The following is a 23,088-nucleotide window of genomic DNA, read 5'->3' on the forward strand; positions in this document are numbered from 1 at the left end:
ACGCTGCCTGCCGCGCGGGCTGCGGGCATGCCGGGGGTGACCCTACTCTGCGTAGACCACTTTCCGGATACGGCGGGCGCCGGGGCGGCGGATGAGGACGCGGAGTCGATGAGACCGGCACTGCACGTGATTGCCTGGCACGGTCCGGGGCGGCTGGCGACCATGCCGCACCCGCGCGGCGGCGACCTCCTGGCCGCCGAGATGACCGGCCTGGCGGCCGCCGGCGTGGACGTGATCGTGTCGGCCCTGACACCCGGCGAGGACCGCCGGCTCGGCCTCACGGGCGCCGCCGGGGCGGCGGCAGCCGTGGGCATCCAGCACCTGGCCTGCCCGATCCCCGACCGCGGCGTGCCGCTAGACGTCGTGGCCCTGGGGGTACGCCTGGCCGCCCACGTCCGCGCGGGCCGTTTCGTGGTGGCCCAGTGCTTCGCGGGCATCGGCCGCTCGACGCTCCTCGCCGGCGTGACACTGGTGATGCTGGGCGTCCGGCCGGAACGCGCGCTGGCCATGGTGTCGGCGGCGCGCGGCCTGCCGGTGCCGGGCAACGAGGCCCAGCGCTTGTGGCTCCACGACTTCGCCGCCGCACACGGTGGATTCCCCGGCGGGAATCCGGTGGGTCGTGGCATTTCCGCCACTCCTCACCGGCCGCCCGGCTCCCTAGCGTTGCCCGCATGCACACACAGATCGTCCTCTTCGACGGCTTCGACCCCCTCGACGTGATCGCCCCGCTCGAGGTCCTGCACGCTGCCGGTGCCTCGGTGGAACTCGTCTCCGCGGACGGCCCGCGGACCGTGCCCAGCGGCATGGCGGCCGTGTCCCTGCGCGCCGTCGCGTCCGTCGCGCCCACGGATTGGTTGCTCGTCCCCGGTGCGGTAGGCGCCTCCGACGCGGAAATCACCGGCAGGCTGGCGGCGACCCTGCAGACATCGCTGCCCCAGCGTCTTGCGGCAGCCCTGGCCGATCCGGCGATCCGGGTGGCCACGGTCTGCGGCGGCTCGCTGATCCCCGCGATGGCCGGGCTGATCGCCGGCCGCGCCGCGGTGACACACCACGACGGCATGTCCGCCCTGGCCGCGGCCGGGGTACGCGCGATCGACGCCCGGGTCGTCGACGACGGCGATCTCGTCTCGGGCGGCGGGGTCACCTCCGGGCTGGACGTCGGCCTGTATCTCGTCGAACGAGAAATCGGCCCGCAGGCCGCCCGGGCGGTGGAGCGGCTCCTGGCATACGAACGCCGCGGCGTCGTGTGGCGCGAGCCGGTGCCGGCATGACCCCCGGCCGCTGACGACACGTTCACCAACCGGAGCGGGGTTAACCGCCGGCCCGTCATGCCGGCGCCGGCATGACGGCAGCGCAGCCCGCCAGACGCCGCCGCTGGCCCCCGGCGACAGCGGCACTGCCCGCCAGACAGCGGCGCTGCCCGGACGACAGCGGCACCGCCCGGATAAGGGCGGCGGCACCGCCCGGATAAGGGCGGCGGCACCGCCCGGATGACCCCGAGGCCATCGCGGAGGGGTTCCGCGGCAGCGGCCCGGCTGCCCCGTGGCAGCCGGGCGGCACCGGCGTCAGCGGGTCGTGGCACGCCTGATGGCCACATCGCGGATCAGCCACTGGTAGAGCAGCCCACCCAGCACGCTCACCCCGAACGAGACCGCCAAGGCCGCCGCGTACGGCAGGTTGCGAGTGAGCACCCCGCCGGTCCCACTGATCCCGAGCAGCTCCTCGGAAAGGAGCCCGGGCAGGATGGCCGGCACGACGACCGCCAGGCCGCCCCAGGCCCCGAAGCGATAGAAGCCGGCAGCGGCCGCGGCACCGGAGACGAAGAACGCCAGGCAGGTCGGGAAGACGTGCCCGAACTCGCTCACGGCCACCGACGGCGACCAGGCCGGATAGCCGGCGCCCACGGTGCTGAACGACCTGTCCTCCAGTCCATGCCCGAGCGTAATCAGCACGCCCACGCCCAAGGACACGAGCACCCCGAGCGCAAGGCCGGCGGCGATCAGGGCGCGACGGGTGACGCCGGCCGCGACGAACTGGCGCAGGTGGAGGGACACCAGCATCACGCCGATCACCCCGAGCCAGTATTTGACCGCCGAGCCGGCCACGAACATCCACAGGCTGAAGGCCGGTTCGGCGAAGATGTCGAGCACGAGATCGCCGATGGCCACGCCGACGACCAGGGTGGCGCCGAACCACAACAGGATCGGCCTGTACATCCGCAGGAGGGTCATGAGGACCGTACGCGCGTTCATCGGACTGCCTCCGGGGTGTGCTCACCCGAGGTGAGGTGGACGAAGAGGTCCTGGATGCCGACCGGGGCGATGCTGAGGCCGGCCTGCTCGGCCCGAAGCTCCTCCTCGTCGCCCAGGCTGCCGTAGAGGGTGGCCTGACTGACGCCGCCGAGGCTCTGCGTGCCGAGCACCGTACGCCCGGACACGAACGTCTCGACCGCCTCGGCCGGACCGGTCACCGCCACGCCCCGGGACCGGAAGGTGTCGGTGTCCTCCTGCACCACCAGCCGACCGCGGTCGATGATGACGACCTCCTCGAAGAGGTCCGCGACCTCCTGGATGAGGTGGGTGGAGAGGACGATCGTGCGCGGATGGGCGAGGTAGTCGTCGAGCAGCTCGCGGTAGAACGCCGTGCGTGCGGCGGCGTCCATGCCCAGGTACACCTCATCGAGCAGGGTGAGCGGGGCGCGGCAGGCGAGGCCGAGGACGACGCCGAGGCTCGACCGCTGCCCCCGGGACAGCGCCGACGGCCTGGTGCGGCGGTCCAGGCCGAACACGTCGAGCAGGTGCGCGGCGTAGTCGGCGTCCCACCGCGGCCGTAGCCGGGCGTGGAAGTCGAGGATCCTGCCGATCCGATCGCCGTCTGCCAGGTCGAGGGTGTCGCGGATGAAGACGGTGTCGCGCATGGTCCGCGGGTTCTCGAAGGGGTCCTCGCCGTCGACGCGGACCGAGCCGCCGTCGGCCTTCCGGTACGCCGCGAGCACGCTGAGCAGGCTGGTCTTGCCCGAGCCGTTGCGCCCGAGCAGGCCGTAGATCTTGCCCGGGGCCAGCTCCACGGTGAGGTCGCCGACGGCGGTCGTGGCGCCGTACCGGACGGTCAGGTCACGCACCGAGACGCTGGGGATCATCGGTGTCCTCCGTCGATGTGCTTCTTGATCTCCTCGACCGAGACGCCGATCATCCGCGCCTCTGTGAGCATCGCGTCGACGACGTCGGCGAAGAACCGCTTGCGCCGCTCCTCGCGCAGCTTCTGGCGGGCGTCCGGGCTGACGAACATGCCGATGCCGCGCTTCTTGTAGAGCACGCCCTCGTCGACGAGCTGGGCGAAACCCTTGGCCGCCGTGGCCGGATTGATGCGGTAGAAGGCCGCGTACTGGTTTGTGGACATGACCTGGCCGTCCTCCTCGAGCACCCCGCTCAGGATGTCGTTCTTGATGCCTTCGGCGATCTGCTGGTAGATGGGGCTCCGGTCGTCGAACACGCCGAGCCTCCCTACTTCAGTGGTTCATTGCTCATGTAGCGAACCATAGAGGCTTCACGCTAGGGTGGCAACCATGACGACGGACACGGGCGACATCGACGCGACCGCCGAGCGGACCGGCGCCTTGCTGGACCGGGGCCAGCAGGCCTACGAGCAGGGTCTGCTGGAGGAAGCGATCGAGCACCTCGAGGCGGCCGTCGAGCAAGCCCGGCGGTTGGTGCGCGATCTGCCGCAGGACCGCACGTTCCGGCAGGGGCTGGGAAGCGTGCTCTACAGCCTGGGCGGCGCGTACATCACGGCTCGCCGTTTCACCGAGGCGGTCACGGTGCTGACCGAGGGCCTGGCGGTATACCGGGAACTGTCCGCGGATGCCTTGGTCGCGGACGTGCACGCTCGGCGGGGCATGGCGCACGCCCTGGCCGGCGCGGGCGCCACGGCAGTCACAGAGGTGCAGGCGGCCATCATCGGCTTCGTCCGCCGGGCGGCCCTCGACCGGTTCGACGACGACTATGTGAGCCTGAGCAGGGTGCTGATGCTCGGCGCCGACGTGCTCGGGGCGTACGCGGATCCGACCGTCGGGCTGACCGCCGCCCAGACGGGGCTGACCCTGTGCGTCAACGGCATCCGCGCGGGCGAGATCACGCCCGACGGCGCCCTGCAGACCGCGATGGTGCGCGCCCTCAGTGTGGAGCGCGAGCTGCTTCACGCCCTGAACCGTCCGGCCGAAGCCGGCAACGCCGAAGGCACGCTGCAGTGGCTCGGCGCCGAGCCGATGCCGACCCTCGTGGCCGAACGGCTGGCCGGTGACAGCCCGGGGCTACTGCTGCCCGTCGCGGATGCGGTGGCCGCGGCCGGTGATCCGGAGCTGGCGGGGTTGCTGCTGGGCGAGCCGGTCGGACCGCTGTGCGCGCCGGCGTTCCGGGTGCCCGCGCCGCGGCTGACCGAGGCCGGCCTGACCGCCGCCGATGCCGCCGTCCGGCTGATGCCCGGCGACCCCGACGCCGCGGTCCGGCTCGGCCTCGAGGCCCACTTCCTGCTCGACGTCGCCCACGAGGATCGGCCGCCGGAGGACGCGACCCGCGCACTCTGGACCGGAGTCCTGGACCGGATGCGCTCTCAGTGCGAGACGGACGGCGACACCGCACTGGCCGCCGACCTAGCCGCCTGCGGGAGGCGCATCGTCGATGCTTAGGCGGCCCCGAACTCAATGCTCAGGCAGCCGGGAACTCAATGCTCAGGCGACCGCGAAGGTCTGCGGCAGCGCGCCCTCGTCCCACAGCCGGTCGAGATGCGCGAGGAAACCGATCAGGCTGCGCTCCAGCTCGCGCCGTTGACCGGCGCCGAGCGCCGCCAACGGGTCGGAGAACACCAGGCCGTCCGGGTGCTTCGCCCGGGTGCCGACGAACCGATGGCAGGCCGAACACCAGATGTAGCTCACCAGGGTGGGTCGGCGGGCGTTTTCCGGAGCATTCACGTACGCCCGCACACTGCGCCGACCGCAGGCGGGACACTCGCGTTCCCCAGGAGCGGCGAAGAAGCTTTCGCCCTGCGCCAGCGCGGTGACCTCGGCTCCGGTGAAACTGCTCCACTCCATGCGGAGAACCGTAGATCAGGCGCCGTCCAGGGCTGCGGTGAGATCGGCGAGGAGGTCGGCCGTGTCCTCGATGCCGCAGGAGAGCCGGACGAAACCCGGCGGGGTGTCGTCGCCCCACTGCGCGCGCCGGTCGGCCGTGGTGTGCAGGCCGCCGAACGAGGTCGCGGCGAAGACCAGCTCCGACGCCGTCAGGAACCGGGCCACCCGCTCCGCGCTGCCCAGGTCGAACGAGACGATGCCGGGGATGCGGCGCATCTGGCTTCGGGCGATCTCGTACGAGGCGTCCGCGGCGAGCCCCGGCCACCGCAGCCCGGTCACGTCCCCGCGCCCGGCGAGGAGCTCCGCCACCGCGGCCGCGTTGGCGCTCTGCCGTGCCAGCCGCAGGTCGAGCGTGGCCAGTGACCGGTGCGCCAGCCAGCAGTCGAAAGCTCCCGGGATGCCGCCCGTCTGCGCACGCCAGGTGGTCACCCGGTCGGTCAGGCCCTCGTCGTTCGTCGCCACGTACCCGAGCAGGACGTCGGAGTGGCCGGTCAGCGCCTTCGTGCCGGAGGCCACCACCACGTCGGCGCCGAGCTCGAGCGGACGCTGGCCCAGTGGCGTCGCAGTCGTGTTGTCCACCGCCACGAGGGCCCCGGCGGCGTGCGCGGCGGACGAGACGGCACGCAGGTCGCACACGTCCAGGCCCGGGTTGGCCGGGGTCTCCAGCAGCACCAGGCGTACGCCCTCGAACGACGGGTACGGCCCCGCGGTCGGCACCAGGACCGCGGCGACGCCCAGGTCGCGCAGCGTACCCTCGGCGAACGCGCGGACGGTGAAGTAGCCGTCGGACGGCAGCGCCACCGTGTCTCCGGAGCGCAGCACCGAGAGCAGCAGCGCCGTGATGGCCGCCTGACCGCTGGCGAAGGCCCGGACCGTCCCGTCCTCCAGCTCACCGATCGCGGCCTCGAGCGCGCGGCGGGTCGGGTTGTCGGGCCGCCCGTACCCGTTCTCGGTCGGGCCCTCGACCGGGTCCAGGTGGTACGGCGCCGCGAGCACCGGCCCGGGCAGGAACGGCCGGCCCGGCACGGGCGAGGGCAGCCCCGCGTGCACGACCCGCGTGCCGTCCCCCTTGGTCGTCACTCGGGCTTCATCTCCCTGCCCATGAGCAGCTTCACGGCGACCCGCGGGTCCACGCCCTCGTGGCAGACCCGCTCGACCTGCTCGGTGATCGGCATCTCGACGCCGTGCGCCCGGGCCAGGTCGCGGACGGCCAGGCAGCTCTTCACGCCCTCGGCGGTCTGCTTCGTCGACGCCTGCGCCGCCTCCAGCGACTCCCCGCGGCCGAGGTGCTCGCCGAAGGTCCGGTTCCGCGACAGCGGCGACGAGCAGGTGGCGACCAGGTCGCCCAGGCCGGCGAGCCCGGCGAAGGTCATCGGGTCGGCGCCGAGCGCCACGCCCAGCCGCGCCGTCTCGGCCAGGCCGCGGGTGATCAGCGAGGCCTTCGTGTTGTCGCCCATGCCCATCGCGGTCGCCATGCCGTACGCCAGCGCGATCACGTTCTTGACCGCCCCGCCCAGCTCGCACCCGACGACGTCGTCGCTGGTGTACGGCCGGACGTACGACACGGCGATGGCCTGCTGCACGAGCTGCGTACGGTCCGGGTCGATGCCCGCCACCACGGTCGCGGCCGGCTGCTCCGCGGCGATCTCCGGGGCGAGGTTGGGGCCCGAGACCACCACGACCCGCTCCGGTGCCACCCCCGCGGTCTCGACGATGACCTGGCTCATCCGCTTCGTGGTGCCGAGCTCGATGCCCTTCATCAGCGACACGAGCGTCGCGTCGGGCGGCAGGTGGGCGGCCCAGTCGGCGAGGTTGCCACGAAGGGTCTGCGAGGGCACGGCTAGGAAGACGAACTCGGCCCGCTCGACCGCGGCCGCCAGGTCGCTGGTGGCGGTGACCCGGTCGGGCAGTTTGATGCCGGGCAGCGACGCCTCGTTGATCCGGTGGTCGCGGATGGCGGCGGCGACCGACTCCCGTCGCGCCCAGATGGTCGTCTCGGAACCCGCGTCTGCCAGGACCTTGGCGACCGCCGTCCCCCAGGCGCCGGCGCCCAGCACCGCGGAGCGCCTCATGCCGGCCGCTCCGTCGGACCGGTGGCTCGGCGGGTGGGCGCGTAGAGCCCCGGTGGCGGCGGTTCCTGACGGAGCTCCGCGAGGAGGTCACGGGTGGCCAGCTGGATCGCCTCGGTCATCTGCTCGAGCACCGCCTTGGTCGGCGCCTCGCCCTGCCAGTGGCTCAGGTCGACCGGCTTGCCGACGCTGACGCTCACCTGCCGGCGTGGCTTCAGCGAGATCTTCTTGGTCCGTACGTCGTGCACCTGCTGAGCGCCCCACGTGGCCATCGGCACGACCGGGGCACCGGTCAGCAGCGCGAGCCGGGCGGCGCCGGTCTTGCCGCGCATCGGCCACAGCTCCGGGTCGCGCGTGGTCGTGCCCTCCGGATAGATCACCACGACGCTGCCCTCGCGGAGGGCCTCGACCAGGGTGTCCAGCGACTTCACGGCCTCCACACTGCCGCGTTCCACCGGAATCTGCCGGGTCTTGCGCAGCATGAACCCGACGAACGGCACCTTCCAGATGCTCGCCTTGGCCAGGAAGCGGGGCCACCGGCCGGTGCCGTAGATGACGTGGGCCACCAGCAGGGGGTCGAACTGCGAAATGTGGTTCGGGGTGAGGATGACGCCACCGTCCGGCGGCATGTTCTCGAGGCCGTACCAGCGGGGCTTGGTCCAGACCTTGAGCGTCGGCAGGACCAGCACCACCGCCAGCCGCCGCCAGAACCCGAGCCTGCGCTGCCCCACGGTCTCTCCTCCGTCCCCCACGCCCTGGATCGAAATCATGCCTGCTCGTGGTCGCCGGAGCCAGGCCGGGTCCGCCCCGGCCGGCAGCACCCCGCGCCGAGCCCGGAGACGGCCCGGCCCGGCACCCCGGCCGGCAACGCGCCGTATCGGGGCCCGGCGCGGCGCCCGGGCACGGCCGGGGACGCGGCCCGGCGCGCCGGTGGCAGGATTGTCGGCGTGTCAGGTGCGGACTGGACGGCGGTCGTTCCCGTCAAGCGTCTCAGCGCGGCCAAGAGCCGGCTGCGCGGCGCCGTGCCCGACGCCTGGCACGAGGACCTGGCCCTGGCCATGGTGCGCGACACCATCGCAGCGGTGGGCGCATGCGAGCAGGTGGGCGAGGTGCTGGTCGTCACGGACGACTCGTCGGCCGCGGCCGCGGTGGCCGCCCTGGGGGCGCGGGTCGTGCCCGACACCCCCACGGCCGGGCTCAACGAGGCGATGCGCTTCGGCGCCGACGTAGCCGTGGGCGCCGGGCGCCGGCGGGCCGTCCTGGCCGGGGACCTGCCGGCGCTGCGGCCGTACGAGCTGGGCGCCGCCCTGCTGAGCGCGGGCAGCGGGCGCAGCTTCGTCGCCGACGCGGCCGGCACCGGCACGGTGCTGTTGACCGCCGGCCCGGGCACCGCCCTGGACCCCCGCTTCGGCGTCGGCTCGGCCAGAGCCCACGCCGCGTCCGGTGCCGAGCCGTTGACCGGTGACTGGCCGGGGCTGCGCCAGGACGTGGACACCGCCGCCGACCTGCGGACCGTCCTGGAGCTGGGCGCGGGCGAGCACACCTGCGCGCTGCTGCGACACCTCGGCCTGGTCACAGGGTGCGTGCCGGCCGGGCCGTCCCGGTAGCGTTGACCTCATGCAGGGCACTGTCGCGACGTTCGATCCCCAGACGCACACGGGCACGCTGCTGCTCGATGACGGCAGCGAGATGCCGTTCCCGGCCGAGGCCTTCCACGCCTCCGGCCTGCGCCTGCTCCGGCTGGGCCAGCGGGTCGCCGTGGAGGCCGGGGAGGACGGCCGTGTGGTCAAGGTCCGAATTCCCGGAATCTCCTGAGCTTTGTTCATTTCCCGTTCACCCAGGACGGGCAATGATGGAGTGATGACCACCCCGCCCCGGACACCCGAGCCTCTCGTGCCCGCCACGACGGCTCCCCGGCGCGGCCCGAACGGAAGGTTCCTGCCGCGCACCGCGTCCGGGGCCGCGGGGGTGGAGAACGCCGAGCCGACCGCCATCGAGCCGACGGAGCCTGCCGTGACGACCGCTGCCCCGCGCCCTGCCGATCTCCCGGCCGAGCGCGACGAGCTGCCCGACGACCGCTTCCTCAACCGCGAGCTGTCCTGGCTCGACTTCAACGCCCGGGTGCTGGCCCTCGCCGAGGATCCGGAGACTCCGTTGCTGGAGCGCGCCAAGTTCCTGGCGATCTTCGCGAGCAACCTCGACGAGTTCTACATGGTCCGGGTGGCCGGGCTGAAGCGCCGCCTCAAGGCCGGGCTGCCGATGCGCGGCGGCGACCGCAGCTCGCTGCGCAACCAGCTCGAGGTGATCAACGAGCGCGCCGCCGACCTGGTCACCCGGCACTCCGCCTGCTTCGGCGAGGAGGTACGCCCCAAGCTCCAGGCCGAGGGCATCGAGCTGGTCAGCTGGGCCGAGCTCGACGCGCCGGAGCGGGAGCGGCTGCGGACGTTCTTCCGGGAGCAGGTCTTCCCGGTGCTCACCCCGCTGGCCGTGGACCCGGCGCACCCGTTCCCGTACATCTCCAGCCGTTCGCTGAATCTGGCCGTGGTGCTGCGGGACCCTGAGGACAGCAGCGGCGAGCTGTTCGCGCGCATCAAGGTGCCCAACAACGTGCCGCGCTTCGTGACGGTGCAGAACGACAGCCGCGGGGTGCGCTTCCTGCCCATCGAGCAGCTCATCGCCGTACATCTGGATCAGCTCTTCTCCGGCATGAAGATCCTCGAGTGGCACTTGTTCCGGGTCACCCGCAACGCCGAGGTGGAGGTCGACGAGGACCGCGACGAGGACCTGTTGCAGGCCCTCGAGCGCGAGCTGGCGCAGCGGCGGTTCGGCCCGCCCGTGCGCCTCGAGGTGGCCGCCTCGATCAGCGACCACGTCCTGGACCTGCTGGCCCGCGAGCTCGACATGAACGACGAGGACGTGCTGCGGGTGCCCGGCCTGCTCGACCTCTCGGGACTCTGGCAGGTGTTCGGCGAGGTCGACCGCGACGACCTCAAGGACCGCCCGTTCGTCCCGGCGACCCATCCGCACCTGGCCGACGGCGAGGTGCCGCGCAGCGTCTTCAACCGGCTGCGCGAGTGCGACATCCTGGTGCACCACCCCTACCACTCGTTCTCGACGAGCGTGCAGCGTTTCATCGAGCAGGCGGCCGCCGATCCCAACGTGCTGGCCATCAAGCAAACGCTCTATCGCACCAGTGGGGACTCCCCGATCGTCGACGCGCTGGTCGACGCGGCCGCCGCGGGCAAGCAGGTGGTGGTGCTCGTCGAGGTCAAGGCGCGCTTCGACGAGGTGGCGAACATCGGCTGGGCGCGCACCCTGGAACGGGCCGGCTGCCACGTCGTCTACGGCCTCGTGGGACTCAAGACGCACTGCAAGACCTCTCTGGTCGTACGCCAGGAGGGCAACCAGATCCGGCGCTACTGCCACATCGGCACGGGCAACTACCACCCCAAGACCGCCCGCCTGTACGAGGACTTCGGCATGCTCACCGCCGACCCGGAGGTCGGCGCGGACGTCACGGACCTGTTCAACGTGCTCACCGGCTACAGCCGCCAGACCGCGTTCCGCCGCCTGCTCGTCGCGCCGCACGGGGTGCGCCGGGGCCTGATCGAGCGGATCGACCATCAGGCCCGCATCGCCCGCGAGGGCGGCGAGGGGTTGGTGCAGTTCAAGGTGAACTCGCTCGTGGACGAGGAGACCTGCGACGCGCTCTACCGCGCCTCGCAGGACGGTGTGAAGGTCGACCTGGTCATCCGCGGCATGTGCGCGCTGCGCCCGGGCGTGCCGGGGTATTCCGAGAACATCCGGGTCCGCTCGATCGTCGGCCGGTTCCTCGAGCACTCCCGGGTGTTCCGCTTCGGCACCGGCGACGACGCCGAATACTGGATCGGCTCGGCCGACCTGATGCACCGCAACCTCGACCGGCGGGTCGAGGCTCTGGTGCGGGTCACGCTGCCGTCCGCGCAGGAGGACCTGCGCAATGTGCTGGAATTGGCCATGAGCGACGAGAGCGAGGGCTGGGACCTCGACGGCGAGGGCACCTGGCACCGGCGGCCCGCCAATCCGGCCCAGCCGCACATGCACCTGCAGGAGGCCCTGCTGCGCCGGGTCATCGGCAAGGCGGTCTGACCCGGTGACGGACACGGTTCGCGCCGCGGGCGGGGTGCTCTGGCGGCCGGCCGGTGACGGGGTGGAGATCTGCGTCGTGCACCGGCCGTACCTGGCGGACTGGAGCCTGCCCAAGGGCAAGCTGGACGGCTCCGAGCATTCTCTCGCTGCGGCGGTGCGCGAGGTCTTCGAGGAGACGGGTGTACGTGCGCAGCCGCAGCTGCGGCTGCCCGAGGTCGCCTACACGATGGCGAACGGCGTACCGAAGACGGTGGACTTCTGGTTGATGCGGGCCGGCGACGGCCCGGCGGCAGACCCGCAGGATCCCACGGAGGTCGACGCCGTGCTGTGGCTCCCGCCGCGGGAAGCCGTCGCCCGGCTGACCTATCCCGATGACCGGCGGCTGGTCGAGTACGTGGTGAAGCTGCCGCCGGTGACCGCTGTGACGGTGCTCGTCCGGCACGCGCACGCGGGCAGACGCAAGGACTTCGCGGGCAACGACGCGCTGCGGCCCATCGACGACCGGGGCCGGGCCGAGGCGGAGACGATCGGCGTCGCGGCCGCCCTCTTCGCGCCGCGGCGGCTGATCGCCGCGACCCCGCTGCGCTGCCGCCAGACCCTGGAGCCGCTCGCCCGCACGCTGGGGCTGCCGATCGTGACGGACGCGGCCTTCGCCGAGCCCGGCGACCCGGAGGACGTCCCGGCCCGCGTCAAGGCCGCGGCGGCGCGGATCGTCGAGCTGCGCGACGGCGAGCGTGCGGCGATCTGCAGCCAGGGGAAGGTGATCCCGGACCTGCTGGCGCTCCTGGACGGCGCCGAGGACCCCGCGCCCTACAAGACGCGCAAAGGCGACGGCTGGGTGCTCAGCTGGTCGGGCGACCGGCTCGTGGCGCTGAGCCGGCTCTGACCCGTGGACCGCGCCCCGGCCGGCGCGGCAGAGGCGGCGGCAGCGGATCCGCGCGCCAGAAGCCGATCAGGTCGCCGGTGAGCCACCGCGCCCGCCACAGCTCGTCGCCCCGTGGTTCCCAGTCGCGCAACGGCAGCAGCGCGACCCGCCAGGACAGCACCGCGGTCAGATACCAGCCGTAGATCGGCACCAGGCCGAGCACCGCGTCGCGCCGGCGGTACGAGCCGTACGGCGCCAGCAGGACGACGGCGACGGCGGACACGGCGCCGGTGACGAGCCAGTCGAGCAGGCCCCATCCGGTCCAGCGCTCGGCGGCGTCGCCCAGAGTCCAGCCGGGTACGACCGCGGCGGCGAAGACGGTGGCGGCGATCAGGGACCGGCTCACCAGACCGCGGGGCCGGACCGGGTCGCGTGGCGAGGCAGGCCCCCGGCGCCGCCGCTCGTGGTCGGGCGTGACGGTGCGGGGCCGCTCGCCGGCCGGGACGGTTCTGCGGTCCATGATGCGGACCGTAGGCTCAGCGGCCGCTGTGGCGCCGGAACACGCGAAAGGCGTCCACCGGACGGGTGGACGCCTTTCGTCTCGTCAGCGTGCCGCTGAGCGGGTGCTTCAGCGGGTCTTGCGCGGCGCGGAGGTGCGCGCCGTGGTGGCCTTCGTGGCCGGCGTGGCCTTGGCGGCCGCCGTGGTCTTGCGGGCGGTCGTCTTCTTGGCCGGTGCCGACTTGGTGGCGGCCGCCGACTTGGTAGCGGTCTTCTTCGCCGGCGCGGCCTTGGTCGCCGTCGTCTTCTTCGCCGCCGCCTTGGTGGCGGTCGACTTGGTCGCCGTGGCCTTCGTCGCCGTCGACTTGGCCGCCGGAGTGGCCTTGGCCGTGCCGGCCGTCTTCTTCGCCGCGGTCGACTTCGCCGCGGTCGACTTGGCCGCGGTCGACTTGGCCGCGGTCGACTTGGCCGCGGTGGCCTTGGTGGCGGTCGCCTTCGTCGCCGTCGCCTTGGTCGCCGTCGTCTTGGTGGCGGTCGACTTGGCCGGAGTGGCCTTCGTCGCCGTCGTCTTCCTGGCCGCCGTCGTCTTGGCCGCCGCCGTCTTGGTGGCGGTCGACTTGGCCGGGGCGGCCTTGGTGGCAGTGGACTTCGCCGCCGCGGTGGTCTTCTTGGCGGCGGCGACCTTGGCCACCTTGCCGCTCGCGACCATCTCCCGGAAACCCGTGCCGGGCTTGAAGGCGGGGACGGACGTCTTCTTCACCTTGACTGGTTCGCCGGTGCGCGGATTCCGAGCCGTGCGCGCATTCCGCGCGCGCTTCTCGAAGACACCGAAACCGGTGATGGCAACGCGGTCGCCCTTGGTGACGGCGGTCTGCACCTCGCTGATGACCGCGTCCAGCGCCGCTGTCGCCGTTTTCCGGTCCCCCAGTCGGGCGGCGAGCGCCTCGATGAGCTCGGCCTTGTTCACGGTTTTCCTCCCGAACGTGAGAACTGACGCTTGGTCACGCACCGGTCTGCGCCGTCGCAACAAGCATCATTGGCCCAATGCGAGCCATTCTGCGCGCACCGTATGCCCTCTGACCAGCAGACACAAACATTGGCCCGAAAAAAAACCGTTGTGTCGCAACGAATTCGCCCCCGCCGGGGGACCGACGGGGGCGAAAAAGCCTGTACTGACAGGGTTTTCCGGCCTCAGACCACGACCGGCTTGAAAGCCGGGCGGGTTTCCTCGTACGAGGTGATGCCGGCCCCGTGCCGCAGGGTCAGTCCGATGTCGTCCAGGCCCTCCATGAGGCGCCAGCGGCTGAAGTCGTCGATCGGGAAGCCCCAGGCGGCGTCGTCCACGCGCACCTGACGCTCGCCGAGGTCGACGGTCACCTGCTTCTCCGGCTCGCTCTCGGACATGTCCCAGAGCGCCTCGACGGCCTTCTGGTCGAGTTGGACCGGCAGCAGTCCCTCCTTGAGGGCGTTGCCGCGGAAGATGTCGCCGAACCGGGCCGCGATGACGACCTTGAAACCCCAGTCCCGCAGGGCCCAGACGGCGTGCTGCCGCGACGAGCCGGTGCCGAAGTTGGGGCCGGCGACCAGGATCGTGGCACCGGCGTGCGCCGGGTTGTTGAGCACGAACGACGGGTCGTCGCGCCAGGCGCTGAAGAGCCCGTCCTCGAAGCCGGTACGGGTGACCCGCTTCAGATAGACCGCCGGGATGATCTGGTCCGTGTCCACATCGGAGCGACGCAGCGGCATGACCTTGCCGGCGTGGGTGGTGAACTTGTCCATGGCTGGTTCCTTCGGCTCTACAGGTCGGCGGGGGCGGCCAGCTTGCCGGCCACGGCGGTGGCGGCGGCGACCTCGGGCGAGACCAGGTGGGTACGCCCGCCCCGGCCCTGCCGGCCCTCGAAGTTGCGGTTGGACGTGGAGGCTGCCCGCTGCCCGGGGTCGAGCGTGTCCGGGTTCATACCCAGGCACATCGAGCAGCCGGCGAACCGCCACTCGGCGCCCGCGTCGAGGAAGATCTTGTGCAGGCCCTCCTGTTCGGCCTGCTCCCGGACCTGGTACGACCCCGGCACGATCATCATCCGGACGCCCTCGTGCACCTTGCGCCCGCGGATCACCTCGGCCGCGGCGCGCAGGTCCTCGAGGCGCCCGTTGGTACAGGAGCCGACGAAAACCACGTCGACCGGAACCTCTTTGAGCGGGGTGCCGGCCTCGAGCCCCATGTACTCCAGCGCGCGGCGGGCGGCGTTGCGCTCCACCTCCTCGACGAACTCGTCCGGGTCCGGCACCCTGCTGTCGAGCGCGGCTCCCTGACCCGGGTTGGTGCCCCAGGTGACGAACGGGCTGATCGCCGCGGCGTCCAGGATCACCTCGGTGTCGAACTCGGCGTCCTCATCGGTGACGAGCGACTTCCAGTACTCGACCGCGGCGTCCCAGTCGGCACCTTGAGGCGCGTGCTCGCGCCCGTTCAGGTAAGCGAACGTGGTCTCGTCCGGCGCGATCATGCCGGCCTTGGCGCCCCACTCGATCGACATGTTGCAGATGGTCATCCGGCCCTCCATGGAGAGCCTGCGGATGGCCTCGCCGCGGTACTCGACGATGTGGCCGTTGCCGCCGCCGGTGCCGACCTGGGTGATGAGCGCGAGGATGAGGTCCTTGGCGGTGACGCCGGGGCGCAGCTCGCCGACGACCGTGACGGCCATCGTCTTCGGCTTGGCCTGCGGCAGCGTCTGGGTGGCGAGCACGTGCTCGACCTCGCTGGTGCCGATGCCGAAGGCCAGCGCGCCGAAGGCGCCGTGGGTCGCGGTGTGCGAGTCGCCGCAGACGATGGTCAGGCCGGGCTGGGTGAGGCCGAGCTGCGGGCCGATCACGTGCACGATGCCCTGCTGCTCGTGACCGAGGGAGCGGATCTGCACGCCGAACTCGGCGCAGTTCTTGCGCAGCGTCTCGATCTGGGTGCGCGAGGTCGTGTCCGCGATCGTGAGGAGGTCGCCGCGGCGGGTGTTGAACGCCGGGTCCGCGTACCCCGTGGGGGTGTTGTGGTCCTCGGTCGCGAGCGTGAGATCGGTGCGCCGGACCGGGCGGCCCGCCAGGCGCAGGCCGTCGAAGGCCTGAGGGCTCGTCACCTCGTGGAGCAGGTGCAGGTCGATGTAGAGCAGATCAGGCTCACCCTCGGCAGCACGCACCACGTGGTCGTCCCAGACCTTCTCGGCCAGGGTCCTCGGCTTCGGAGTGACTCCCACCATCTGGACATCCTAAATTCTGGGAGGTATGTTTCGGCTTGTGGGACACAGTATGAGCGGTGTCGGCGTTCTCGACAAGGCGGTGGTCATCCTCGCGGCCTGTGTCGACGGCGCCAGCCTGGCCGAACTCGTCGACCGCACGAAGCTTCCCCGGGCGACCGCGCACCGGCTGGCACAGGCCCTGGAGATCCACCGGATGCTGGTCCGGGACACCCAGGGACGCTGGCGGCCGGGACCGCGCCTGGGCGAGCTGGCGAATGCGGCCCCCGACGTCCTGCTGACCGCGGCCGAGCCGCTGTTGGCGGCGCTGCGCGACGCGACGGGGGAAAGCGCCCAGCTCTACCTGCGCCGTGCCGACGAGCGTATCTGCGTGGCCGCGGCGGAACGGGCCAGCGGACTGCGCGACACCGTCCCGGTGGGATCGGTGCTGCCGATGGTGGCGGGCTCAGCGGCGCAGATCCTGCTGGCCTGGGAGCCGCCGGAGGCGGTGATGCCCCTGCTGCCTCGCTGCAAGTTCACGGGCCGCACCCTGGCGGAGGTCCGCCGGCGCGGCTGGGCGCAGAGCGTCGCCGAGCGGGAGCCGGGTGTGGCGAGCGTCTCGGCCCCGATCCGCGACCGGACCGGCCGGGTGATCGCGGCCATCTCGATAAGCGGTCCGATCGAACGCCTCGGACGCCGGCCCGGCGAGCGGCACGCGATGGCCGTCGTACGCGCGGGACAACGCCTCAGCGGTCTTTAAAGGCCGCTCAGGGCTCCCAGACCGCGTTGTCGTGGGCGAACACGACCCGGGCCGGGTCGAAGTCCAGGAGCCGCGCGATCCACGCCGGAGCGACCGGCAGCGGCGGCTCCACCCCGTGCCCGGCCGCCCGGTGCGCCAGCACGTCACCGGTGAACGCCGTTGCGTGGTCGTGGCTCTGCCCCGCGACGATCACCGTGCCGTCGCCGCGCCGGACGATCACGGACTGGTGGCCGGCGGTGTGGCCCGGAGTGGGCACGATGATCACACCAGGCAGGATCTCCGCCTCGCCGTCGAGTTCGGCATACGAGGCGCCGGGCGAGTCGATCAGTTCCGGCAGCGTGTGACCTTCCGTGTGGCGCGCGAGGTCGAGCTCCACCCGTTGCGTGAAGATCGGCCGCCCGGGCAGCAACGGGTTGCCGCCGCTGTGGTCGAAGTGCAGGTGGCAGTTCACGACGTACCGGATGTCGGGGAGCCGGACCCCGACGGCGCCGAGCGCGTCCGCCAGGGGGACGCGCCGAGGCCGGTAGTGCGCGTCGACCTCGGGATGCGCGCCCATGCCGGTGTCGACGAGCAACAGGCCCTCGGGATGGTCGATCAGGTAGCCGAGGCAGGGCTCGACCCGCGGCGACCCGGTCTGTGTCTCGGAGGCCGGCCGGACGAAAAAGCCGAAGTCGACCCGGCGCACGCGAAGATCCGTCACACTGTCAGTGTCCCGCACAAGACAAACGGCCCGTGTCCACTGACACGAGCCGTTGATGCTGGTAGTCCCGAAGGGATTCGAACCCTCGCTACCGCCTTGAGAGGGCGGCGTCCTAGGCCGCTAGACGACGGGACCAGGCCTTGCCTTGTTGCTCTTGCTCGGTCTTCCCGCTCCAGCAACGGTGCTGAACTCTATCAGAAGTCCAGCGCCGCCGACCTCGCGGGGAGACCGTAGCGCTGGGGTACCAGGACTCGAACCTAGACTAACTGAACCAGAATCAGTCGGGCTGCCAATTACCCCATACCCCATTGGTACCGCTTGCCGTACCGAGTCAGAACTCTACCCGAGCCCATGGTGCCCACCAAATCGGGGCACCACATGGCGTTTCCGTAACCTGGCGACTACGGCTTGAAGAGGCGGCATACTTCCGCGCCCATTGCGCGAATGTGACCACCGGCCGCCCGGTCAGCTCGGCCACCGTTCCCACGGCCCGTTGCGGGTGCTCGGCCAGTAGTCGCAGCCCGTCGGCGTACCAGGCCGCGTACTCCCCCATCGGCTCTTCGAGCTGGCGGACGAGGTCGTCATGCGGCAGGTCGACGTACGTGAGCTCCCGGCCGTGCGCCGCGCCGATCTGCGCCACCCGCTGCCGCCGCGTCAGCGACTCGGGGCCCGTGAGCTCGTACGCATTCCCCTCGCGCCCCTCCTCGACCAGGCACCGGGCCGCGACCGCCGCGATGTCCGCCAGGGCGATGGGGGCGTTGGCGGCGGAGCCGTAGCCGTCGCGGACCACATCCCCGGCGCGGATCTGGGCGGCCCACAGCGTGGAGTTGGTCACGTACGTACCGTCGCGGGCGGAACTGGTCGACCTCATGGTCGACGCCGTGCTCGGCAGCCGGGACCTGCCCGGGCCGGACGACCCGCGGCCGGCGGACTGGCGGGACCAGATCCACCTCTACGCGGACCGCACCCGGGCCATGTACCGCGCGCACCCCTGGCTCAGCCGGGTGTCGACGATCCGGCCCCCGCTGGGACCGGGCATGTTCCGCGAACGCGAGTACGTCCTGTCCGCGATGGAGCACGCCGGCGTACCCCTCGAACGCGTCAACGAGGCCGCGGTGGCCGTCGGGATGTTCGTCACCGCAGCGGCCCGGCAGGAGGGCGAGAACGTCCTGCTACGCCGGGCGAGCGGGCAGACGAACGACGCGTGGTGGCAGGAGCGGAGCCGGTTCTGGGACGACTGGTTCGACGTGCGGCAGCACCCGGCGATGACCCGGGTGTGGGAGGCCGGCGGCTTGGGCGGCGGCACCGAGGAGCAGGCCGAGGCGGCGTACGCCTACGGCCTGCGCCTGATGCTGGACGGCATCGCCGGCGACGGATCAGTCGAGTGAGACGACCGGGTTGCGCAGCTCGCCGATCCCCTGGACGCTCACCGACACCGTCTCGCCGGCCACGATCTGGCTGACCCCGGCCGGGGTGCCCGTGAGGATCACGTCACCGGGCAGCAGCGTCATGACGTGCGACACGTACGAGATCAGGGTCGGCACGTCGAACACCATGTCCTTGGTCCGGCCGAGCTGGCGTACCTCCATCTCCTCGGGGTTGCGGCCCACCTCGCACCGCACCTCGAGGTCGCTGACGTCCAGCTCGGTCTCGATCCACGGGCCGAGCGGGCAGAACGAGTCGAAACCCTTGGCCCGGGTCCACTGCGGGTCGCTGCGCTGCAGATCCCGCGCGGTGACGTCGTTGCCCACGGTGTAGCCGAAGATCGCCTTCTCCGCGCCGGCCCGGTCCACCCGGCGGGCACCGCTCGCCCCGATGACCACGGCCAGCTCGGCCTCGTGCTCGACCTGCCGGGTGACCGGCGGGATCCGGATCGCGTCGTTGGGCCCGATCACCGAGGTGGAGGGCTTGATGAAGATCAGCGGCTCCTTGGGCACCTCGTTGCCCATCTCGGCCGCGTGGTCGGCGTAGTTGCGCCCGACGCCGATCACCTTGCTGGAGAAGATCGGCGCGAGCAGCCGGATGTCGGCCAGGGCCCAGCGCTGACCGGTGAAGCGGACGTTCTGGAACGGGATGCTGTCGATCTCGGCGATCGTCAGACCCTGGGCGCCCGACTGCGCCTCACCCTCGACGACCCCGAAGGACACGCCACCGGCATGAACAAAACGAGCGAAACGCACGGATAACCCCATCCATCGAAAGCTTGCACGCAAGGACGAGGCTACGCGGGGAGCCCGGGCCAGGCCTCGTTCGGGCGTTCCTCACACCCGGCCCCGCCAAGGCTCGATAGGACTGGACCGGCTGGATACGCTGGTGCGATGGGGATCAGCGAGACACACGCGCTGACCACAGTGCTGCCCAGCATCAGCTGGATCCCGCTGGCCCAGGCCCACGCCGAGCGCGCCGACGAGATGACCGCGGGCCACCGGGCCCGCCGCGCCGTCGGCGAGAAGCACGCGATAGAGGATTTCCTCTACGACTACTACGGCACCCGCCCGGCCCAGCTGCGCCGCTGGCACCCCGGCGTCGGCACCGGCCTGGGCCCGGCCCCCGACGGCCTCGCCGAGCAGGCGGCCTGGAAGTTCTACACCACCGGCCCGGACGGCGTGGTGACGCTGGACGTCGAGGCCTACATGCACGCCCGCGGCGAAAGCGTCCGCTACATCCACGGCCTGCTCACCGCGACGGCATCCCGCCCCGCGTTCTCCGGCTGCTTCGGCCTGCACGAGTGGGCGATGGTCTACCGCCAGCCCGAGCACCGCCACTCGCTCCCGCTGCGCCTGGGCCAGGCCGAGACCGACAAGGTCGTGGAGGAGCACCCGATCCGCTGCACCCACTTCGACGCCTTCCGCTTCTTCACCCCGGAAGCGGTGGGGCTCAACCGTCTCCAGCCGACCCGGGCCACCCAGGTCGACCTCGACCAGCCCGGCTGCCTGCACGCGGCGATGGACTGTCACAAGTGGGCCGGCAAGCTCGGCCCGGCGGTACCGGGCGCCCTCGCGCTCGACTGCTTCGCCCTGGCCGGCGACATCCGCCTGCTCGACATGCAGGCCAGCCCCTACGACCTCAGCTCCTACGACCAGCCGCCGGTGAAGATCGAGACCCCGGAGGGCAAGGCCGAATACGTGACCCGGCAACGGGAGTTCGCCCGCCGCGCCTCGGCCCTGCGGGCCCGCCTGATCCGCGTCTGCGAGGAACTGCTCGGTCCCGCACTCGCCGCCGAGAACCGCGAGGCCGTAGCCCCCCACAACACCTGATTTCCTTCTACGCCCGACGACCTCCCCCAACCGCATCACCAGGGCGCCGTCCTCAGGGGAGGCGAGCAAGGGAACGGATCAGGCGTTCGGTGATGTCGGCAGGCCAGGGAAGGACGCCGACAGCGTGCGCTGGTGGGCCAGGCCGTGCAGACCCAGCCACAGCGCCACGGCATCCGCGAAAGTGTCCCGGCTCGCCGCCTGGCCGGCTTCGACGCAGGCCTCGAGGGCGCCGATGATGACCCGCAGAGCGTCCTGGCCAAGGCTCGCCGCGTCCTCGGCCGTGATCGATTCGGCCTGGACTCCGTGATCACTCGCGGGGCCGCCCCGTGCCGGCGCCGCCCCGCCGCTGCCGGCCGCGACCGACCGCGCCGACGATGACCTTGACTCCGAGCCCGAGAACGACCAGATCAGCGATCATCTGACCGGTGACCACCAGCCGCGCCGCTTCGGTCTTCGCCGTGATGTCACCGAACCCGACCGTCGCGAAAACCGTGACCGTGAAGTACAGCGCGTCCGTGCGTGTCAGCGGCTCGCTGAAGGCGACGGAAGACAGGCGGGACATGACCGTGTACGTACCGGAGAACAGCAGCAGGAACAGGGGAACGCTCGTGGCCAGCGCTTCCACGGCCCGCAGCACCGGGAACGGTGAGGAGACGATGGCGCGGACCTGTAAGGCGATCAGCCCGACCAGGACCGCAAGCCCGACGACCAGCATCGCCACAGCGGCACCCGTGGAAGAGCTGCCCAGCGGCAACAGGTAATAGATGACGATCAGCGCGACGATCGATCCCGCCGCACGCATCACTGTCAGGATGATCGATAGGTGTGGAGGTGGCTCGTGGCGTGACGCGTTACTCGTGGCGTCCGGACCAACGGTCATGGCCACAGGCTAGAGACCGCGTCCAGGAGGGCGGGCCTGCCGCAGGCACGGCGCGCCACCATGATGCTGACGGCCAGGTGGGTCAGTCCATGTCTCCGCGGCGGTTGCGTTTGATCTGGGCTCGGCGCTTCTTCTCGCCGATGCGGCGCTCGACCGAGCCACGAGTGGGTTTGGTGGCGCGGCGCTGGCGAGGCGGGGCAGCGATGGCCTCGCCGACCCGCATGGCGAGGCGGGCCTCGGCAGCCTCGCGGTTGCGGAGCTGGGAGCGGTGCTCGGACGCCGTGATGGTCAGCACGCCGTCGACCAGCCGGCTGCCGAGCCGCTCGACCGCCCGCTCCTTCAAAGCAGGTGAGAGCAGGCTGGAGGCGAGCAGGTTCCACGACAGCTCGACTCGCGAGTCAGTCGTATTCACGCCCTGACCGCCTGGACCGCTGGAGCGGGAGAAACGCCAGTTCAGCTCGGCCTCGGGGATGGCCAGGCCGGGCCGGATCAGCACGTCGGCCATGAGGTCCCCCTTGCGAAAAGCCGGACCCGGGAATCCCTGGTGTTGACGCCCTGGCCGCCGGGCGCGCTCGAGCGGGAGAACCGCCACGACAGCTCGGCGGCCGGGATCACCAGCCGCTCGCTCACCTGGACGTCATCGGGCACGCGGCCCAGCATTCCATCGCCGGGCCGGTAGCGCCACGCGGTTTGTGATCAAGAGAGGGCGGTCGAACCGATGCTGGCGAGGACCACGAGGAACACCGCTGCGATGGCGGCCGGGCTCAGGGGTTGGGCGAGCAGGAGCCAGCCGGCCAGGGCGGCGACCGCCGGTTCGAGGCTCAGCAGGATGCCGAAGGCGCGCTGGGGCAGGCGGCGTAGCGCCGACATCTCCAGGGAGTACGGGATCACCGAGGCCAGCAGTCCGGTGGCGAGCGCGATCAGCAGCAGGTGGGGCGACGTCAGGGCCTTCTCGGCGCCGCTCACGCCGCCTGGCAGGAGGACCAGGGCCCCGACGGTCATTGCGACCGCGAGACCGCCCTGTCCCGCGACGGCGGTGCCGGCGCGGGAGCTGGCCAGGATGTAGAGCGCCCAGAACACCGCTGCCACGAGGACCAGCAGTACGCCGACCGGGTCCAGGGTCGTGCCGCCGTCGGCGAAGCCGAGGGCCGCTACGCCAGCGGCCGCCAGCAGGACCCAGGCGAAGTCGCGGAGGCGGCGGGACAGGATGGCGGCGAGGGTGAGCGGGCCGAGGAACTCGATCGTGACGGCCGGTCCCAGCGGGATGCGGGCGATGGCCGCGTAGAAGAAGCCGTTCATCCCGGCCAGGGAGGCGCCGAGCAGCAGCACCGCGCGCCACTGGTGCCGCTGCCAGGACCGTACGGCCGGGCGGGCCACGGCGAGCAGGACGCCGGCTGCCAGGCCGAGCCGCAGCAGCGTCGCGCCCGCGCTGCCCGTCACCGGGAAGAGCCGGGCGGCGAGGGCCGCACCCACCTGGAGGGAGGCGCAGGAGCCGAGGACCATGAGGACGGCGGGTCCGGGGGCGGATGCGAGGCGCGGCGGGGCAGTGGTCACCGCTTCACCATCGCGATGGCGGAACCGTTTCGTC

Annotated in this window: 28 protein-coding genes, 2 tRNA genes and 1 pseudogene; 10 read left to right on the forward strand and 21 right to left on the reverse strand. The window is 71.8% G+C overall.

Annotated features, from left to right (window positions below; genetic code table 11):
- The first annotated feature begins 108 nt into the window (after window positions 1-108).
- A complete protein-coding gene (locus AB0368_RS11835; RefSeq protein WP_366153818.1) occupies window positions 109-720 on the forward strand; it encodes a hypothetical protein in 612 nt (203 codons plus the stop codon).
- Window positions 672-1,271: a DJ-1/PfpI family protein gene (locus AB0368_RS11840; RefSeq protein ID WP_366153819.1), complete on the forward strand. Its 600-nt coding sequence runs from the start codon at window positions 672-674 to the stop codon at window positions 1,269-1,271. Before AB0368_RS11835 ends, AB0368_RS11840 begins: the two co-directional genes overlap by 49 nt.
- A 294-nt stretch (window positions 1,272-1,565) precedes the next feature.
- On the opposite strand, the gene AB0368_RS11845 is transcribed toward AB0368_RS11840, so the two are convergent.
- From AB0368_RS11845 to AB0368_RS11855, 3 genes are read right to left on the reverse strand one after another with little or no spacing between them, the layout of a single operon-like run.
- The gene (locus AB0368_RS11845; protein WP_366153820.1) at window positions 1,566-2,252 is read right to left on the reverse strand and encodes a hypothetical protein; all 687 of its coding nucleotides are present in this window, start codon (window positions 2,250-2,252) and stop codon (window positions 1,566-1,568) included.
- Window positions 2,249-3,139 carry an ABC transporter ATP-binding protein gene (locus tag AB0368_RS11850; protein WP_366153822.1) on the reverse strand — a complete coding sequence of 297 codons (891 nt, stop codon included), beginning with the start codon at window positions 3,137-3,139 and terminating at the stop codon, window positions 2,249-2,251. Before AB0368_RS11850 ends, AB0368_RS11845 begins: the two co-directional genes overlap by 4 nt.
- Entirely contained in the window at window positions 3,136-3,492 is a 357-nt protein-coding gene (locus AB0368_RS11855) for a GntR family transcriptional regulator (protein ID WP_366153823.1), read from the reverse strand. Before AB0368_RS11855 ends, AB0368_RS11850 begins: the two co-directional genes overlap by 4 nt.
- Window positions 3,493-3,565: 73 nt before the next feature.
- Here AB0368_RS11855 and AB0368_RS11860 point away from each other — a divergent pair, with 73 nt between their 5' ends.
- Window positions 3,566-4,684 carry a tetratricopeptide repeat protein gene (locus AB0368_RS11860; RefSeq protein ID WP_366153825.1) on the forward strand — a complete coding sequence of 373 codons (1,119 nt, stop codon included), beginning with the start codon at window positions 3,566-3,568 and terminating at the stop codon, window positions 4,682-4,684.
- 42 nt (window positions 4,685-4,726) lie between these two features.
- Here the strand turns inward: AB0368_RS11860 and AB0368_RS11865 are convergent, their stop codons facing one another.
- Genes AB0368_RS11865 through AB0368_RS11880 form a run of 4 tightly spaced genes read right to left on the reverse strand, consistent with a single transcriptional unit; the run spans window position 4,727 to window position 7,925 of the window.
- Window positions 4,727-5,086: a hypothetical protein gene (locus AB0368_RS11865; protein WP_366153826.1), complete on the reverse strand. Its 360-nt coding sequence runs from the start codon at window positions 5,084-5,086 to the stop codon at window positions 4,727-4,729.
- A 15-nt stretch (window positions 5,087-5,101) separates the two neighbouring features.
- Window positions 5,102-6,205 (reverse strand): cystathionine gamma-lyase, encoded by a 1,104-nt coding sequence (locus AB0368_RS11870; protein ID WP_366153827.1) that lies wholly within the window; start codon window positions 6,203-6,205, stop codon window positions 5,102-5,104.
- Window positions 6,202-7,197, reverse strand: a complete 996-nt coding sequence (locus AB0368_RS11875; RefSeq protein ID WP_366153829.1) for an NAD(P)H-dependent glycerol-3-phosphate dehydrogenase — start codon at window positions 7,195-7,197, stop codon at window positions 6,202-6,204. The genes AB0368_RS11870 and AB0368_RS11875 overlap by 4 nt, the downstream gene beginning before the upstream one ends.
- Complete coding sequence (locus tag AB0368_RS11880; protein ID WP_366153830.1) at window positions 7,194-7,925, reverse strand: lysophospholipid acyltransferase family protein; 732 nt, start codon at window positions 7,923-7,925, stop codon at window positions 7,194-7,196. The genes AB0368_RS11875 and AB0368_RS11880 overlap by 4 nt, the downstream gene beginning before the upstream one ends.
- 216 nt (window positions 7,926-8,141) lie before the next feature.
- Here AB0368_RS11880 and cofC point away from each other — a divergent pair, with 216 nt between their 5' ends.
- From cofC to AB0368_RS11900, 4 genes are read left to right on the forward strand one after another with little or no spacing between them, the layout of a single operon-like run.
- Window positions 8,142-8,801: a 2-phospho-L-lactate guanylyltransferase gene (gene cofC, locus AB0368_RS11885; RefSeq protein ID WP_366153832.1), complete on the forward strand. Its 660-nt coding sequence runs from the start codon at window positions 8,142-8,144 to the stop codon at window positions 8,799-8,801.
- A gap of 10 nt (window positions 8,802-8,811) precedes the next feature.
- Window positions 8,812-9,009, forward strand: a complete 198-nt coding sequence (locus AB0368_RS11890) for a cold-shock protein (protein ID WP_366153833.1) — start codon at window positions 8,812-8,814, stop codon at window positions 9,007-9,009.
- A 45-nt stretch (window positions 9,010-9,054) separates the two neighbouring features.
- Complete coding sequence (locus AB0368_RS11895; RefSeq protein WP_366153834.1) at window positions 9,055-11,322, forward strand: RNA degradosome polyphosphate kinase; 2,268 nt, start codon at window positions 9,055-9,057, stop codon at window positions 11,320-11,322.
- A 4-nt stretch (window positions 11,323-11,326) separates the two neighbouring features.
- Window positions 11,327-12,208, forward strand: a complete 882-nt coding sequence (locus AB0368_RS11900) for an NUDIX hydrolase (protein ID WP_366153835.1) — start codon at window positions 11,327-11,329, stop codon at window positions 12,206-12,208.
- On the opposite strand, the gene AB0368_RS11905 is transcribed toward AB0368_RS11900, so the two are convergent.
- The 4 genes from AB0368_RS11905 to leuC all read right to left on the reverse strand — a co-directional run bounded on the left by AB0368_RS11905 (window position 12,165) and on the right by leuC (window position 15,927).
- Window positions 12,165-12,707 (reverse strand): hypothetical protein, encoded by a 543-nt coding sequence (locus tag AB0368_RS11905; protein WP_366153836.1) that lies wholly within the window; start codon window positions 12,705-12,707, stop codon window positions 12,165-12,167. The two genes, AB0368_RS11900 and AB0368_RS11905, sit on opposite strands and share 44 nt — an antisense overlap.
- Before the next feature lie 108 nt (window positions 12,708-12,815).
- Window positions 12,816-13,652: an HU family DNA-binding protein gene (locus AB0368_RS11910; RefSeq protein ID WP_366153837.1), complete on the reverse strand. Its 837-nt coding sequence runs from the start codon at window positions 13,650-13,652 to the stop codon at window positions 12,816-12,818.
- A gap of 224 nt (window positions 13,653-13,876) precedes the next feature.
- Window positions 13,877-14,464 (reverse strand): 3-isopropylmalate dehydratase small subunit, encoded by a 588-nt coding sequence (gene leuD, locus AB0368_RS11915; RefSeq protein WP_366153838.1) that lies wholly within the window; start codon window positions 14,462-14,464, stop codon window positions 13,877-13,879.
- Window positions 14,465-14,481: 17 nt separating this feature from the next.
- Window positions 14,482-15,927: a 3-isopropylmalate dehydratase large subunit gene (gene leuC, locus AB0368_RS11920; protein WP_366153839.1), complete on the reverse strand. Its 1,446-nt coding sequence runs from the start codon at window positions 15,925-15,927 to the stop codon at window positions 14,482-14,484.
- A 49-nt stretch (window positions 15,928-15,976) separates the two neighbouring features.
- On the opposite strand from leuC, the gene AB0368_RS11925 reads away from it, so the two are divergent.
- The gene (locus AB0368_RS11925; protein WP_106125738.1) at window positions 15,977-16,663 is read left to right on the forward strand and encodes an IclR family transcriptional regulator; all 687 of its coding nucleotides are present in this window, start codon (window positions 15,977-15,979) and stop codon (window positions 16,661-16,663) included.
- Window positions 16,664-16,670: 7 nt separating this feature from the next.
- On the opposite strand, the gene AB0368_RS11930 is transcribed toward AB0368_RS11925, so the two are convergent.
- The 4 genes from AB0368_RS11930 to AB0368_RS11945 all read right to left on the reverse strand — a co-directional run bounded on the left by AB0368_RS11930 (window position 16,671) and on the right by AB0368_RS11945 (window position 18,198).
- Window positions 16,671-17,363 carry an N-acyl homoserine lactonase family protein gene (locus AB0368_RS11930; protein ID WP_366153840.1) on the reverse strand — a complete coding sequence of 231 codons (693 nt, stop codon included), beginning with the start codon at window positions 17,361-17,363 and terminating at the stop codon, window positions 16,671-16,673.
- 59 nt (window positions 17,364-17,422) lie between these two features.
- Window positions 17,423-17,498 (reverse strand) — tRNA-Glu (locus AB0368_RS11935).
- A 101-nt stretch (window positions 17,499-17,599) separates the two neighbouring features.
- Window positions 17,600-17,671, reverse strand: a tRNA-Gln gene (locus tag AB0368_RS11940).
- A gap of 23 nt (window positions 17,672-17,694) precedes the next feature.
- Window positions 17,695-18,198 (reverse strand): hypothetical protein, encoded by a 504-nt coding sequence (locus AB0368_RS11945; RefSeq protein ID WP_366153841.1) that lies wholly within the window; start codon window positions 18,196-18,198, stop codon window positions 17,695-17,697.
- Between AB0368_RS11945 and AB0368_RS11950 the strand changes: the two genes are divergently transcribed.
- A complete protein-coding gene (locus tag AB0368_RS11950) occupies window positions 18,185-18,751 on the forward strand; it encodes a TetR/AcrR family transcriptional regulator C-terminal domain-containing protein (protein WP_366153842.1) in 567 nt (188 codons plus the stop codon). The genes AB0368_RS11945 and AB0368_RS11950 overlap by 14 nt on opposite strands.
- On the opposite strand, the gene AB0368_RS11955 is transcribed toward AB0368_RS11950, so the two are convergent.
- Window positions 18,740-19,543: a fumarylacetoacetate hydrolase family protein gene (locus AB0368_RS11955; protein WP_366153843.1), complete on the reverse strand. Its 804-nt coding sequence runs from the start codon at window positions 19,541-19,543 to the stop codon at window positions 18,740-18,742. The two genes, AB0368_RS11950 and AB0368_RS11955, sit on opposite strands and share 12 nt — an antisense overlap.
- A 138-nt stretch (window positions 19,544-19,681) precedes the next feature.
- On the opposite strand from AB0368_RS11955, the gene AB0368_RS11960 reads away from it, so the two are divergent.
- Window positions 19,682-20,620, forward strand: coding sequence for a 3-methyladenine DNA glycosylase (locus tag AB0368_RS11960; protein ID WP_366153844.1), 939 nt, complete (start codon window positions 19,682-19,684; stop codon window positions 20,618-20,620).
- Window positions 20,621-20,698: 78 nt separating this feature from the next.
- On the opposite strand, the gene AB0368_RS11965 is transcribed toward AB0368_RS11960, so the two are convergent.
- The 5 genes and pseudogenes from AB0368_RS11965 to AB0368_RS11985 all read right to left on the reverse strand — a co-directional run bounded on the left by AB0368_RS11965 (window position 20,699) and on the right by AB0368_RS11985 (window position 23,054).
- Entirely contained in the window at window positions 20,699-21,031 is a 333-nt protein-coding gene (locus AB0368_RS11965) for a TetR-like C-terminal domain-containing protein (protein ID WP_366154173.1), read from the reverse strand.
- The gene (locus AB0368_RS11970) at window positions 20,928-21,422 is read right to left on the reverse strand and encodes a potassium channel family protein (protein ID WP_366153845.1); all 495 of its coding nucleotides are present in this window, start codon (window positions 21,420-21,422) and stop codon (window positions 20,928-20,930) included. The genes AB0368_RS11965 and AB0368_RS11970 overlap by 104 nt, the downstream gene beginning before the upstream one ends.
- 160 nt (window positions 21,423-21,582) lie before the next feature.
- Complete coding sequence (arfB, locus tag AB0368_RS11975) at window positions 21,583-22,005, reverse strand: alternative ribosome rescue aminoacyl-tRNA hydrolase ArfB (RefSeq protein WP_366153846.1); 423 nt, start codon at window positions 22,003-22,005, stop codon at window positions 21,583-21,585.
- Between the two features lie 17 nt (window positions 22,006-22,022).
- Window positions 22,023-22,148 (reverse strand): annotated as a pseudogene (locus AB0368_RS11980) (aminoacyl-tRNA hydrolase); the annotation flags it as partial.
- Window positions 22,149-22,196: 48 nt separating this feature from the next.
- A complete protein-coding gene (locus AB0368_RS11985; protein WP_366153847.1) occupies window positions 22,197-23,054 on the reverse strand; it encodes an EamA family transporter in 858 nt (285 codons plus the stop codon).
- Window positions 23,055-23,088: the final 34 nt, after the last annotated feature.

The sequence above is a fragment of the Actinoplanes sp. NPDC051475 genome, assembly GCF_040689425.1.
Taxonomy (GTDB): Bacteria; Actinomycetota; Actinomycetes; order Mycobacteriales; family Micromonosporaceae; genus Actinoplanes.

Coding starts and splice junctions, on each gene's coding strand:
- AB0368_RS11835 (WP_366153818.1), top strand. CDS start 109: ATGAGACCGGCACTGCACGTGATTGCCTGGCACGGTCCGGGGCGGCTG.
- arfB (WP_366153846.1), bottom strand. CDS start 22,005: ATGGCCGACGTGCTGATCCGGCCCGGCCTGGCCATCCCCGAGGCCGAG.
- AB0368_RS11890 (WP_366153833.1), top strand. CDS start 8,812: ATGCAGGGCACTGTCGCGACGTTCGATCCCCAGACGCACACGGGCACG.
- AB0368_RS11960 (WP_366153844.1), top strand. CDS start 19,682: ATGGGGATCAGCGAGACACACGCGCTGACCACAGTGCTGCCCAGCATC.
- AB0368_RS11850 (WP_366153822.1), bottom strand. CDS start 3,139: ATGATCCCCAGCGTCTCGGTGCGTGACCTGACCGTCCGGTACGGCGCC.
- AB0368_RS11860 (WP_366153825.1), top strand. CDS start 3,566: ATGACGACGGACACGGGCGACATCGACGCGACCGCCGAGCGGACCGGC.
- AB0368_RS11970 (WP_366153845.1), bottom strand. CDS start 21,422: ATGCGTGCGGCGGGATCGATCGTCGCGCTGATCGTCATCTATTACCTG.
- AB0368_RS11875 (WP_366153829.1), bottom strand. CDS start 7,197: ATGAGGCGCTCCGCGGTGCTGGGCGCCGGCGCCTGGGGGACGGCGGTC.
- AB0368_RS11840 (WP_366153819.1), top strand. CDS start 672: ATGCACACACAGATCGTCCTCTTCGACGGCTTCGACCCCCTCGACGTG.
- AB0368_RS11895 (WP_366153834.1), top strand. CDS start 9,055: ATGACCACCCCGCCCCGGACACCCGAGCCTCTCGTGCCCGCCACGACG.
- leuD (WP_366153838.1), bottom strand. CDS start 14,464: ATGGACAAGTTCACCACCCACGCCGGCAAGGTCATGCCGCTGCGTCGC.
- AB0368_RS11865 (WP_366153826.1), bottom strand. CDS start 5,086: ATGGAGTGGAGCAGTTTCACCGGAGCCGAGGTCACCGCGCTGGCGCAG.
- AB0368_RS11905 (WP_366153836.1), bottom strand. CDS start 12,707: ATGGACCGCAGAACCGTCCCGGCCGGCGAGCGGCCCCGCACCGTCACG.
- leuC (WP_366153839.1), bottom strand. CDS start 15,927: ATGGTGGGAGTCACTCCGAAGCCGAGGACCCTGGCCGAGAAGGTCTGG.
- AB0368_RS11925 (WP_106125738.1), top strand. CDS start 15,977: ATGAGCGGTGTCGGCGTTCTCGACAAGGCGGTGGTCATCCTCGCGGCC.
- AB0368_RS11845 (WP_366153820.1), bottom strand. CDS start 2,252: ATGAACGCGCGTACGGTCCTCATGACCCTCCTGCGGATGTACAGGCCG.